A 13,170-nucleotide genomic window follows, 5' to 3' on the forward strand; every position below is an offset into this window, starting at 1 on the left:
GAGGGACACATGGACGTCATCTCCACCGGACTCGGCATATTCATCGCCGTCGTCCTGCTCGTCGTCATCGGACTGCTCTTCATGATCAGCCGCCTGTTCAACAAGGTGGAGCAGGGCAAGGCCCTGATCGTCTCGAAGATCAACAAGGTGGACGTCACCTTCACCGGGGCGGTCGTGCTGCCCGTCTTCCACAAGGCCGAGCTCATGGACATCTCGGTGAAGACCATCGAGATCGAGCGGAGCGGCAACGAGGGCCTGATCTGCCGCGACAACATCCGGGCCGACATCCGCATCACCTTCTTCGTCCGCGTCAACAAGACCGTCGAGGACGTGGTGAAGGTCGCCCAGGCCATCGGCACGGCGCGGGCCAGCGACCAGGAGACGCTGCAGGAGCTGTTCAACGCCAAGTTCTCCGAGGCGCTCAAGACCGTCGGCAAGCAGCTCGACTTCGTGGACCTCTACACCCAGCGCGACCACTTCCGCGACCAGATCATCCAGGTGATCGGCACCGACCTGAACGGCTACAGCCTGGAGGACGCGGCCATCGACTTCCTGGAGCAGACCCCGCTGGCCAAGCTCGACCCGGCCAACATCCTCGACGCCCAGGGCATCCGTAAGATCACCGAGCTGACCGCGGTGGAGCACGTGCGGACCAACGAGTTCCAGCGGCGGGAGGAGAAGGAGATCACCCGCCAGAACGTGGACGCCCGCGAGGCGATCCTCGAACTGGAGCGCCGCCAGGCGGACGCCGAGATCAAGCAGAAGCGCGAGATCGAGACCATGCGCGCCCGCGAGGAGGCCGAGACCGCCAAGGTCCAGGCCGAGGAGCGGCTCAAGGCCCAGACCGCCGGCCTGCGCACCGACGAGCAGCTCGGAGTCCAGCGGGAGAACCAGGCCCGCGAGATCGCCGTGGCGGCGAAGAACCGGGAGCGGGTCATCGCCATCGAGACCGAGCGGATCGAGAAGGACCGCCTGCTGGAGGTCATCGCCCGCGAGCGCGAGACCGAGCTCTCCCGCATCGCCAAGGACAAGGAACTGGAGGGCGAGAAGCGCTCCATCGCCGAGGTGGTCCGCGAGCGGATCGTGGTGGAGAAGACCGTCGCCGAGCAGGAGGAGAGCATCAAGCGCCTGCGCGTCGTCGAGGAGGCCGAGCGGACCCGCCAGGCCGTGATCATCCAGGCCGAGGCCGAGGCGCAGGAGAACCTGGTCAAGGACATCAAGGCGGCCGAGGCGGCCGAGGCGGCGTCCAAGCACAAGGCGCGCGAGGCGCTGGTGATGGCCGAGGCCCGGCAGCAGGCGGCCGAGCTCGACGCCCGCGCCAAGATCCGCCTGGCCGAGGGCGTCCAGGCCGAGGCGGCGGCGGTCGGCCTGGCCGAGGTGCAGGTGCGCGAGCGGGACGCCGCGGCGATCGAGAAGGTCGGCCGCGCCGAGGCCGCCGTGGAGCGGGAGAAGGCCCTGGCGATCGCCGAGGGCGAGCAGGCCAAGGCCCACGCCGTGGCCACCGCGGTGCGCGAGAAGCTCAAGGCCGAGGCGGAGGGCGAGCAGGCCAAGGCCCTGGCCGCCGCGGCGGCGATCGGTGAGAAGCTCAAGGCCGAGGCCGAGGGTCTCGCCGAGAAGGCGACGGCGATGGCCGCGCTGGACGAGGCGACCCGCGCCCACGAGGAGTACCGCCTGCGGCTGGAGGCGGAGAAGGAGATCCGCCTCGCCGGGGTGAACGCCCAGCTCAAGGTCGCCGAGTCGCAGGCCTCCGTGCTCTCGGCCGGTCTGGCCAAGGCCAACATCGACATCGTCGGCGGCGACAGTGTGTTCTTCGACCGGCTCATGGGCTCGATCACCATGGGCAAGGCCGTGGACGGCTTCGTCGAGCACTCCGACGTCGCCCGGACGCTGGCCGGGCCGTACCTGGACGGGTCGGCGAGCCTGCCCGCCGACATAAGCCGGATCCTCGGCTCGCTGGACACCGCCGACGTGCGGAACCTCTCGCTGTCGGCACTGCTGGTCAAGCTCGTCCAGCAGGGCGGCCCCGACGCCGACCGGCTGCGCGACCTGCTGGGTGACGCCCAGCGGCCCGGCGCGGTCGAGCCCCCGGTCGTCGTGCTCAACTCCGCCGAGCAGTGACCTCTCCCGCGGCGCAGGCCGTCACCGAGGCCGCGGGCGGCGAGGCCGAGCTGGACGCGGGCACCTACGGGGTGCTCCGCGCCCGGCTCGGCGAGCAGGCCGCCGAGCTGGCCGCGCGCGCCGACGCGCTCAACGCCGAACGCCTGGCGGTGTTCGGCGGCACCGAACTCAAGCTGATCGGCACCGAGCGGATCCGCACCGAGAACAACTGCGTGCCCCGCGACATCGTGTCGATCGGTGAGCTCATGCTCTTCGGCTACAACGTGTTCATCGGGCTCAAACCGGAGACGACCGTCGACGACGTCTTCTCCATGCACACGTTCGTGCGGAGCGCGGGGAACGGGGAGGACGGGACGGGTGCCGGGTTCCGGTTCGATCCGGCGCCGATGTTCCGCGACCCGCGGTTCGAGCGGGACTTCGCCGAGCTCTACCGGTACTACCGGGAGACCCGGCTGCTCCAGCTCCGCCGTGTCGAGGGCAAGCTGCTGGCCGTCTTCCAGACCGGCCCGCAGGACACGCGCGTGCTGCGCTGGCAGGTCGGGCTGGACGGCACGCTCACCTACGTCGACGACCGGGGCGAGCGCGACCACACGTTCCCGCCCTCCCACGACTTCGAGTGGATCCCGGCCACCCGCGACGACCACGTGCTCGGCCGCCACCCGCACATCTCCATCCAGGGCGAGGTGTTCGTCGAGACCGTCGGCGGGGACCTCACCATCAAGATCGAGAACAACACCGAGACCGGGGAGGGCGTCTACCGCGAGCCCGTCGCCGAGCCGCTGCAGAGCCTCGCCGACGCGGAGGTCCACCACGCCAGGATCGGCCCGCTGATCCTGCTGCGGGTGCGCCCGTACAAGGAGACCGAGTGGCGGCACCTGGTCTTCAACACCAGGACGAAGGGCGTGGTCCGCCTCGACGGCATCGGCCAGGCCTGCCAGCGCCTGCCCGAGGACCAGGGGATCATCTTCCCCGGCGGCTACTACCTGTCCACCGGCGTCAGCAAGACCTTCGACGCGGACGTGTCCGAGCTGGAGTTCGAGCGGGTCATCCGCTCCCCCAACGGCGAGGACGTGCTCTACGTCTTCCACGCCCGCACCGAGGGCCGGTCGCTGCTGCTGCCGTACAACGTGATCCGCAAGCAGGTGGCGACCCCGCTGTCCTGCCACGGGTACTCGCTGTTCGACGACGGCACGCTGATCGTCTTCCGGGCCACCTCCGACGAGCCGACCCGCGTGCACCCCATGCAGGTCTGGCAGACGCCGTACCAGTCGGACGTCTACGCCGCCGCCCAGCCGGCCGGGACCGGGCCGCTGGAGCGGATCGGCAACGCCGAGCTGGTGCGGGGCATCTCCGACTGCCTGTCGGTGGCCCGGATGGTCGACGAGATGGCCCCGTCGATCCCGGTCTTCGAGGCGCTGATCGCCTCCTGCGTCCGGGTGTTCGACCACTACCACTGGCTGGGCGAGCACGGGCTGCGCGGCCCGCTCGCCGACGTGCGGGCCACCGCCGAGCAGGTGCTGGACGAGTTCGAGAAGGTCCAGGCGCTCACCCGGCAGGCGGCGGCCGCCCTGGAGGCGGCCGCGGAGGATGTCACCTCCCTCGTCCGGCAGGCACGCGGCCAGGCGCCGCGCTCCGCCCAGGACTGGGTCGAACGGCTCTCGGAGCTGCGGCAGGCCCAGGGACGCCTGGTGACCCTGCGGGAGACGCGCTACATCGACACCGGCCGGATCGACGGTCTCGGCGCGGAGTTGACGGCCGAGGTCGAGAGCACCGCGCGGCGCGCCGCGGACTTCCTGCGGGGCGAGGACGCCTTCGCCGGGTACCACGCGGAGGTCGAGCGGCTGGTCGCCGAGGCGGGCGCCATCGCGGCCACGGCCGAGGCCGGGCCGATCGGCGAGCGGCTGGACCGGCAGGCGCGGGGCCTGGAGGTGGTGGTCGAGGTGGTCGGCACGCTGGACATCGCCGACGCCACCGCGCGCACCGCCATCCTGGAGCGCGTCGGCGAGGTGCTCGGCGGGGTCAACCGCGCCCGCGCCACACTGGACGCCCGCCGCGGGGAACTGCTGGCGAGCGAGGGGCGCGCGGCCTTCGCCGCCGAGTTCGCGCTGCTGGGGCAGGCGATCACCGGCGCGCTGGCGATGTCCGACACCCCGGAGCGCTGCGAGGAGCAGCTGGGCCGCCTGATGCTCCAGCTGGAGAACCTGGAGTCGCGCTTCGCCGAGTTCGACGACTTCCTGGGGCAGCTGGCCGCCAAGCGGGAGGACGTCTACGAGGCGTTCTCCTCGCGCCGCCAGGCGCTGCTCGACGAGCGGGCCCGCCGCGCGGACCGGCTGGCCGGATCCGCCGAGCGGATCCTGTCGAGCGTGCGGCGCAGGGTGGCCGGGCTGGGGTCCCTGGACGAGGTCAACACCTACTTCGCGTCCGACCCGATGGTGGTCAAGCTGCGGAGCGTGGCCGGGGAGCTGCGCGCGCTGGGCGACCAGGTCCGCGCCGAGGAACTCGACGGCCGGATCGCGGCGGCCCGCCAGGAGGCGGGCCGGGCTCTGCGCGACCGGCTCGACCTCTACACCGACGGCGGGGACACCATCCGGCTCGGGCGGCACCTGTTCGCGGTCAACACGCAGGCGCCCGACCTGACCCTGGTCCCCCACCGGGACGGGCTGGCCTTCTCGATCACCGGGACCGACTACCGCTCCCCGGTGCGCGACCCGGACTTCGCGGCCACCCGGCCGTTCTGGAACCAGCTGCTGGTCTCGGAGTCGGCGGAGGTCTACCGGGGCGAGCACCTGGCCGCCTCGATCCTGGCCGCCGCCGAGTCGGGCACCCTGACCGTGGGCGGGAACCCGGTCTCCCTCGACGCGCTGCACGAGGCGGCGGTGACCGAGGGCGGGCTCCTGGAGATCGTCCGCCGGGTGGCGGAGACCCGTTACGACGAGGGGTACGAGCGCGGCGTCCACGACCACGACGCCGCGGCGATCCTCGGGACCGTGCTGCGCCTGCACGCGGGCGCCGGCCTGCTCCGCTACCCGCCCGCGGCCAGGGCCGCCGCCCAGCTGTTCTGGGTCTTCGGCGCCGACGAGACGGCCCGCGCGACGTGGACCACCCGGGCGACGTCGCTCGTCCGGGCCCGGACCCTGTTCGGCCGGGTGGACGCGGTGGCGGAGACCCGCGCCGCCCTCGGCTCGGCGATCGCGGCCTTCATGGGGGACCTGCGGGGCCGGGCGGACGGTGTGGCGGGCGCGGACCCCGGAGGCCGGGCGGACGGTGTGACGGGCGCGGACCGGGCCGGCCGTACGGGCGGCGCGGGGGACGCGGGCGGCGCGGGCGAAGAGGGTGTGTTCGCGCTGGCCGGGGAGTACCTCTTCGAGGAACTCGCCGGTCGGCCGTTCGGGTTCGTGACGAGTGCCGGGGCCCGGTCGCTGCTGGAGCGGTTCGATCGCGCGCTGGGGCCCGCGCGCAAGGACGTCGAGGACGACCTGCGGGCGCTGGGCGACGACCTCGCCGGACGGCGCCGGCTGGCCGAGGCCTGGCTCGGCGCCTTCGACGCCGCGTCGGCGGGCTCCGGCCCGGACGCGCCTCCGCTCCCGGGAACGGTTCCGGCCCCGGGGACGGTTCCGGGAGCGGCCCAGGGGGCGGATGCGAGGTCCCCGGAGCTGGTGGAGGCGGTGGCGGTGCTGCTGTGCGAGGTCCCGCGGCGCGACTCCTCGGCGGCCCTGAGCGCCACGGTCGAGGGCCTGCTCGGCACGCATCCGCGCGTCGCCGGGCGCAGGCTGGAACTGCGCCTGGACGAGTTCCTCGCCAGGACCCGGCGCTTCCGCGAGCACCGCGTCCCGGCGTACCGGGCCTACCAGAGGCGGCGCAACGAGCTGATCACCGCCGAGCGGGAACGCCTGCGCCTGGAGGAGTTCCAGCCGAAGGTGATGAACGCCTTCGTCCGCAACCAGCTGCTCGACGAGGTCTACCTGCCGCTGATCGGCGACAACCTGGCCAAGCAGCTCGGCGCGGCCGGCGACGCCAGGCGGACCGACCAGACCGGCATGCTGCTGCTCATCTCCCCGCCGGGCTACGGCAAGACCACCCTCATGGAGTACGTGGCCAGCCGGCTCGGCCTGGTCTTCGTCAAGGTCAACGGCCCCGCGCTGGGACACCTGGTGACCTCGGTGGACCCGGCGGAGGCGCCCGACGCGACGGCCCGGCAGGAGGTCGAGAAGATCTCCTTCGCGCTGGAGATGGGCAACAACGTCCTGCTCTACCTGGACGACATCCAGCACACCTCCCCGGAGCTGCTGCAGAAGTTCATCTCGCTGTGCGACGGCCAGCGCCGGATGGAGGGCGTCTGGGAGGGCCGGTCCCGCACCTACGACCTGCGGGGCAAGCGCTTCGCGGTCTGCATGGCGGGCAACCCGTACACCGAGTCGGGCAAGCGCTTCCGCATCCCGGATATGCTCGCCAACCGCGCCGACGTGTGGAACCTCGGCGACGTGCTGTCGGGCCGGGAGGAGCTGTTCGCGCTGAGCTACATCGACAACGCGCTGACCTCCAACCCGGTCCTGGCGCCGCTGTCGACCCGCGACCGCGACGACGTCCGGCTGCTGGTCAGGCTGGCGCAGGGTGACGCCGGGGTCCGGGCGGACCGGCTCTCCCACCCGTACTCCCCGGTCGAGCTGGAGCAGATCCTCGCGGTGCTGCGCAAGCTGCTGCGGATCCAGCGGGTGGTGCTGGCCAACAACCAGGCGTACATCGCCTCGGCCGCCCAGTCGGACGCGGCGCGGACCGAGCCGCCCTTCCAGCTCCAGGGTTCCTACCGGAACATGAACAAGCTGGCCGCGCGGGTCGTCCCGGTGATGAACGACGCCGAACTGGAGGCCGTGATCGACGACCACTACCTCGGCGAGGCCCAGACCCTCACCTCGGGGGCGGAGGCCAACCTGCTCAAGCTGGCCGAGCTGCGGGGGACGATGACCCCCGAGCAGGCCGGGCGGTGGGCGGAGGTGAAGGCGGTCTACCTGCGGGCCCGGGCTCTGGGCGGCGCCGAGGACGACCCGATGACCCGCGCGGTCGGGGCCGTCGGCCTCCTGGCCGACCGGGTGAGCACCGCCATCGAGCGGGCCGCCGACCGGCTCTCCCCGGACGCGTAGGGGCCGGCGGGACGACGGCCGCACCCCTCCGCCGCCGGGGCCGGGGTCGCGGCGGCGGGGCCTCGCAGCGGGGAGGCCCCCTCCGCCGGCGGGCCGGCGGCGAGGAGCAGGCGGCCGGCCCCGCTCCCGGGCGGCTCCCGGGCGGCTCGCCCCGTACCGGGCCGCCGCTCACCCGGATCGGCCCGTGGAGCCCGGGCCTGCGAAGATGGTTGCCGTCGTCGAATACGGTGAGCAGGTGTCGGTCAGCGACCGGTGGCCCTCCCACGGCCACCGGGTCGAGCGAGAGCAAGGAACTCAGTGAAGCTTCTTCATTCCGGGAAGGTCCGCGACGTCTACGAGGACGGGGAGGACATCATCCTCGTCGCCTCCGACCGGGTGTCGGTGTACGACGTGATCCTGCCCACGCCCATCCCCGACAAGGGGAAGATCCTCACACAGCTCTCGCTGTGGTGGTTCGAGCAGCTCGCGGACGTCGTGCCCAACCACGTGATCTCGGCCACCGACGTGCCCGCCGAGTTCCGGGGGCGGGCCGTGCGGTGCCGGAGGCTGCGGATGGTCCAGGTCGAGTGCATCGCGCGCGGCTACCTGACGGGAAGCGGGCTGAAGGAGTACCGGGCGCACGGCTCGGTCTCGGGCGTGCCGCTCCCGCCCGGCCTGGTGGACGGCTCCAAGCTCCCGGAGCCGATCTTCACCCCGACCACCAAGGCGCCGCTCGGGCAGCACGACGAGCCGATCGGCTTCGACGAGGTGGTCGCCCTGGAGGGCGCCGGGACCGCCGAGGAGCTGAGGCGGATCACGCTGGAGGTCTACCGCCGGGGGTCCGAGCTGGCCGCGGAGCGGGGCGTCATCATCGCGGACACCAAGATCGAGCTGGGCTGGGCCGCCGACGGCACGCTCATGCTCGGCGACGAGGTGCTGACCTCCGACTCCTCGCGCTTCTGGCCCGCGGACCGGTGGGAGCCCGGCCGGTCGCAGTTCTCGTTCGACAAGCAGTACGTCCGCGACTGGGCGACCGGCACCGGGTGGGACAAGAAGGAACCCGCCCCCGAGGTGCCCGCCGAGGTCGTGGCGGCCACGCGGGCGCGCTACATCGAGGCGTACGAGCGCATCACCGGCAAGACCTGGTGAATCCGTAACGGGGTGTCGCGGGGCTCCGGCCGCCGCCTGCGTCCGTGGGGCGATCGCGACCGGCCGGGTGAGAGCGACCGGAACCGGCAGGGTGGCCGGGAACGGGGCCGACCGGATGACGTCGGCGCGGCCGCCGGGGTGAGGGTGACCGGGCATGCCGGTGTCGGGGAGGGCCGGTGCGGGCGGCCCTCCTGGGGTTTCAGAGGGTGAGCCGCCGCTCGACCGCGGCCCCCACGATGATCGGAGCCGCGGACGTGGCGCCGGTGGGGGGGGCGAAGTCGGCCACGATGCAGGTGATGTTGTCGGGGCCGCCGCCCCGGTTGGCCAGGTCGATGAGCAGACGGGCGGCCTCGTCGGGGTCCGCGACCTCGGTCAGGGTGTTGAAGAGGGTCTCGGGGCCGACCACGGCGGTCAGACCGTCGGAGCAGAGCAGGTAGCGGTCTTCGGGGTAGGCCTCGCGCAGCGACAGGTCGAGCTCGCCGTCACCGGTGCCTTCGAGGACCCGCAGCACCATCGACCGGCGCGGGTGCTCGGCGGCCTGCTCCAGGGTGATCCGCCCCTCGTCGACCAGCGACTGCACCAGGGTGTGGTCGTGGGTGATCTGGTAGAGCGCGCCGTCGCGCAGCATGTAGGCCCGCGAGTCTCCGACGTGGGCCAGCGCGAAGGTGGCACCGTCCCACAGCATGGCGGTCAAGGTGGTGCCCATGCCGCGGAGCGTGGGGTCCTGCTCGCTCATCTCGCGCAGCGTGTGGTTGACGTCCTTCGCCGCGTTCTTGAGCGCGGCGAGCAGGTCGACACCGTCGGCGGGAAGGGATTCGTCCAGTGCCGCCATGGCGGTGACGGCGAGTGAGCTGGCGACCTCTCCAGCCGCATGGCCACCCATTCCGTCGGCGATGGCCAGCAGGCGCGCGCTCGCGTAGCCCGAATCCTCGTTCGCCTCCCGGCGGACGCCTACGTCAGAGCGGGCCGCGTAGCGCAGTGCCAGTGGTTGGTTCAGTGCCATGAAGGCAGTAAATCATTGGTTGAAGCACTTCACAAGCAAAGTCGTTGTAGACCGTCGCCGCACAGTGAACTACTGTGGCCCAATATGGAGGAGAGCCAGGAGATCATCGTGAACGCGGGCGACATCGCCCGGCTCGCCGGGGTCGGCAGGGCAGCGGTGAGCAACTGGCGCCGCCGCCACGAGGACTTTCCCCAGCCCGTGGGCGGCACCGCCTCCAGCCCGCTGTTCTCCCTGCCCGAGATCGCCGTGTGGTTGCGCGCGAACGGCAAGTCCTTCGAGGTCTCCCTCGGAGACCTGGTCTGGCAGCGGCTGCGCACGTCGGCCGACGACCTGCGGCTCGGCGAGCTGGTGGGCAGGGTCGGCGCGTTCCTGCTCTTCCTGCACCGGGAGCCCGCAGCCTGGCGTGATCATGGTATGCAGTCTCTCACCCGGATGGAAGCGGTCACGCCAGATCTGCCCGGTTCGTTTGATCTTCGCCTGGACGACCAGGCCCTCCTCCGGCTGGTCGCCGAGCTGGCCGCCGAGCGCGGCCCGCTGGACGCCTTCGAGTTCCTCTTCGAGCGCTACGTCGAGGCCCACTCCCGCCAGCTCTCGGTCACCAGGGACGACGTGGCCGCGCTGATGGTCCGGCTGGTGACCCCGGACAAGGGGGTCGTCCTCGACCCGGCGTGCGGCGTCGGCACGCTCCTGCTCCACGCGGGCACCCCGCTGGGTCAGGAGATCAACGAGACGAGCGCGCTGCTCACCGCGGTCCGCGTGCTGCTGCGCGGAGCCGAGGCGCGGATCGTCGCCGGTGACTCCCTCCGCGAGGACGGCCTGGCGGGCCGGCTCGCCGACGCCGTGGTCTGCGATCCGCCGTTCAACGAGCGCGCCTGGGGATACGAGGAGCTGGCCGGTGACCCCCGCTGGGAGTACGGTCTGCCCCCGCGCGGGGAGTCCGAGCTCGCCTGGGTGCAGCACTGCCTGGCCCACGTGAAGCCGGGTGGCCTGGTGGCGATCCTGATGCCCACCGCCGCGGCCGGCCGGCGCCCCGGCAAGCGGATCCGCGCCAACCTGCTGCGGGCGGGGGCGCTGCGGGCGGTCGTGACGCTGGCGCCCGGCGGTCCCGACCTGTGGGTGCTCCGCCGCCCGGACGGCGGGCGCCCGCCGTCCCAGCTGCTGGTGGTCGACGCCGGCGAGGACCTGTCGATCGTGGAACCCGCCTGGCGGGCGTACGCGGAGAACCCCGAGGCCGAGCTGTCCGGGGAGAGCCGGACGGTGCGGATCATCGACCTGCTCGACGACGAGGTCGACCTGACCCCGGCGCGGCACCGCCCCCAGCAGGGCTCGCTCGACTTCCTGCGGGAGTTCACCGACGCGCTGGCCAGGTTCAAGGAGACCTCCGCCACGCTGTCGGACGCGACGCCCGCCCTGGAGCTCCTCGCGGAGCGGCACGACCTGCCGACCACGACGGTCGGCGAGCTGGCCAAGGCGGGCCTGATCACGATCCTCCAGGCGCCGCCCAGGATGTCCGCCGACGAGGGCCCGCTCCCGGTGCTCACCGCCGACGACACCGCGGTGGGCGCCTCCCCGTCCGGCCGCACCACCCTCGACCCGGCGCTGGTCATGGTCAGGCCCGGTGACGTCGTGACGAGCGTGCTGGGCGCGGTCCGGCTGATCACGCAGAGCGGGGCGGCGCTCGGCCCCCAGCTCACGCTCTACCGGGTCGACCCGCAGCGGCTCGACTCCGGGTTCCTGGCCGGCTTCCTGCGCTCGGCCGACGCGGCCAGGACGCACCCCGGCTCCAGCCGGCTGGACGCGCGGCGGGCGCGGGTGCCGATGCTCCCCCTGTCCGACCAGCGCCGGTACGGCACCGCGTTCCGCGAGCTGTTCGAGCTGGAAGACAGGCTGCGCGAGACGAGGGAGCTGGGAGAAACGCTGATCCGGCTAGGCTTTGACGGACTGGTCGACGGCCATCTCCGGCCGTGCGACCAAGGGGTGTGATGCCCGCGCGTCCTTGGGAGGGTCGATGGTCATCGGCGACCGATACGTGCTCGACGACCTCCCCCTCGGCCAGGGGGGCATGGGCGCCGTCTACGGCGGTCACGACAGGCATCTCGACCGCAGAGTGGCGATCAAGTTCCTGAAGTTCCTCACCGGCCCCGACGAGGAGCAGAAGCGGCGATTCCTGCGCGAGGCCCGCATCCTGGCGAGGCTGGAGCACCCCGGCGCCCCGGTCCTGTACGACTTCGGCACCTTCGACCAGCGGCTGTTCCAGGTGATGCAGTTCATCGAGGGTGTCACCGTGGCCGACGTGGTCAGCGAGCACGGGCCGCTGCCGGTGCCGTGGGCCGCGGCGATCGCCGCCCAGGCCTGCGCGGTGCTGTCGGCCGCGCACACCCTGTCGATCTACCACCGCGACCTGAAGCCGACCAACCTGATGCTCTGCCCGGACGGGAGCGTCAAGGTGCTCGACTTCGGCCTCGCCGTGCTCCGCGAGGCCGACACCACCCAGTTCACCCGGGTCGGCCAGCTCCTCGGCACCCCCTCGTACATGGCGCCCGAGCAGATCCAGAGCGGCCTGTCCGGCCCCCGCAGCGACCTCTACGCCCTCGGCTGCGTGCTCCACGAGATGCTGACGGGCCGCCAGCTGTTCAGCGGCCCCACCGAGTACGCCGTGTTCGAACGCCAGGTCAAGGAGCGCCCGCCCGAGGTGCCCGGGGTGCCGGCGGAGCTGAACCGCCTGATCGGCGACCTGCTGGAGAAGGACCCCGACAACCGCCCCGCCGCCGCCGACGTCCTGTACGAGCGCCTGCAGCCCTTCGTGGTGGACCTGCCGGTGCTCCCGGGGTTCCTGAACCCGGCCTCGGTGCCGAGCCCCGGCCGGATGTACGCCCGGATCCTCGGCCGCGTCCTGGCCTGACGGCACCGTCCCGGCGGGCCGGTCCTCCCGGCGACGGCCCGCGCTCGGTGGAGAATGCTCCCTGTGGAACAGGGACGATGGGTCGAGGTGGCCGACCGGGTGCTGGTACGGCGGTACGCCGAGCTGGATCTCTCGGTGGGGCTGGTCCTGGGCGACGGTGGGTGTCTGATCGTCGACACGCGGGGCGACGAGCGGCAGGGGGCCGAGCTGGCCGCGCAGGTCCGCCGGATCACCCGGGACCCGTGGACGGTGGCGATCACCCACTCGCACTTCGACCACAGCTTCGGCACTCGGGCGTTCCTGGCGTGCCCCGTCTGGGCGCACGAGGGCTGCCGCGCCGACCTCGCCGAGAACGGCGAGCGGGCGAGGCGGGAGTGGGTGCTGCACTACCGCGCCGAGGGACGTCCGGACATCGCGGCCGACATCGCCGGGACCGGGATCGTCCTGCCCGACCACCTGGTGTCGGACCGGGCGGACCTGACCGTCGGCGGGCGTCCCGTGGTCCTGACCCACCTCGGCCGCGGCCATTCCGGCAACGACCTGGTCGTGCACGTGCCCGACGCCGGCGTGGTCTTCGCCGGCGACCTGGTGGAGAACGGCGCCCCGCCGGCCTACGAGGACGCCTACCCGCTGGAGTGGCCCGCCGCGGTGGCCGGCCTGCTGGACCTCGCGGGCACCACCGTGGTACCCGGCCACGGCGACCCGGTGGACCGCGCGTTCGTGGCCGCCCAGCACGCCGAGATCGCCGCGGTCGCCCGCCTCTGCGCGGAGGTCGCGGCCGGCCGCCTGACCCCCGGCGAGGCCGTGCGCCGCTCCCCCTACCCCGAGGAGACCACCAGGATCGCCCTCGGCCGCCCCGCCGGGCGCCGATGACCGAGGTA

Annotated in this window: 7 protein-coding genes; 6 read left to right on the forward strand and 1 reads right to left on the reverse strand. The window is 72.7% G+C overall.

Going from position 1 to position 13,170, the window contains the following annotated elements; genetic code table 11:
- Positions 1-9 precede the first annotated feature (9 nt).
- The 3 genes from ABD841_RS12540 (at position 10) to ABD841_RS12550 (ending at position 8,384) form a co-directional block, all read left to right on the forward strand.
- Complete coding sequence (locus ABD841_RS12540; protein WP_344970821.1) at positions 10-2,118, forward strand: flotillin family protein; 2,109 nt, start codon at positions 10-12, stop codon at positions 2,116-2,118.
- Positions 2,115-7,256, forward strand: a complete 5,142-nt coding sequence (locus ABD841_RS12545; RefSeq protein ID WP_344970823.1) for a DNA repair ATPase — start codon at positions 2,115-2,117, stop codon at positions 7,254-7,256. The genes ABD841_RS12540 and ABD841_RS12545 overlap by 4 nt, the downstream gene beginning before the upstream one ends.
- Positions 7,257-7,553: 297 nt before the next feature.
- Positions 7,554-8,384, forward strand: a complete 831-nt coding sequence (locus ABD841_RS12550; protein WP_344970825.1) for a phosphoribosylaminoimidazolesuccinocarboxamide synthase — start codon at positions 7,554-7,556, stop codon at positions 8,382-8,384.
- Between the two features lie 199 nt (positions 8,385-8,583).
- Here the strand turns inward: ABD841_RS12550 and ABD841_RS12555 are convergent, their stop codons facing one another.
- Positions 8,584-9,387 carry a PP2C family protein-serine/threonine phosphatase gene (locus ABD841_RS12555; protein WP_344970827.1) on the reverse strand — a complete coding sequence of 268 codons (804 nt, stop codon included), beginning with the start codon at positions 9,385-9,387 and terminating at the stop codon, positions 8,584-8,586.
- A gap of 84 nt (positions 9,388-9,471) precedes the next feature.
- On the opposite strand from ABD841_RS12555, the gene ABD841_RS12560 reads away from it, so the two are divergent.
- The 3 genes from ABD841_RS12560 (at position 9,472) to ABD841_RS12570 (ending at position 13,162) form a co-directional block, all read left to right on the forward strand.
- A complete protein-coding gene (locus ABD841_RS12560; RefSeq protein WP_344970829.1) occupies positions 9,472-11,370 on the forward strand; it encodes an N-6 DNA methylase in 1,899 nt (632 codons plus the stop codon).
- A gap of 25 nt (positions 11,371-11,395) precedes the next feature.
- Positions 11,396-12,289 carry a serine/threonine-protein kinase gene (locus ABD841_RS12565; RefSeq protein ID WP_344970831.1) on the forward strand — a complete coding sequence of 298 codons (894 nt, stop codon included), beginning with the start codon at positions 11,396-11,398 and terminating at the stop codon, positions 12,287-12,289.
- A gap of 63 nt (positions 12,290-12,352) precedes the next feature.
- Positions 12,353-13,162: an MBL fold metallo-hydrolase gene (locus tag ABD841_RS12570; protein WP_425581978.1), complete on the forward strand. Its 810-nt coding sequence runs from the start codon at positions 12,353-12,355 to the stop codon at positions 13,160-13,162.
- The last annotated feature ends 8 nt before the right edge of the window (positions 13,163-13,170 follow it).

Origin of the sequence: Streptosporangium fragile, from assembly GCF_039534445.1 — a bacterium.
GTDB lineage: Bacteria > Actinomycetota > Actinomycetes > Streptosporangiales > Streptosporangiaceae > Streptosporangium > Streptosporangium fragile.

Bases quoted from the DNA above. Each gene is read 5' to 3' on its own strand.
- ABD841_RS12540 (WP_344970821.1), top strand. From the start codon at position 10: ATGGACGTCATCTCCACCGGACTCGGCATATTCATCGCCGTCGTCCTG.
- ABD841_RS12555 (WP_344970827.1), bottom strand. From the start codon at position 9,387: ATGGCACTGAACCAACCACTGGCACTGCGCTACGCGGCCCGCTCTGAC.
- ABD841_RS12560 (WP_344970829.1), top strand. From the start codon at position 9,472: ATGGAGGAGAGCCAGGAGATCATCGTGAACGCGGGCGACATCGCCCGG.
- ABD841_RS12565 (WP_344970831.1), top strand. From the start codon at position 11,396: ATGGTCATCGGCGACCGATACGTGCTCGACGACCTCCCCCTCGGCCAG.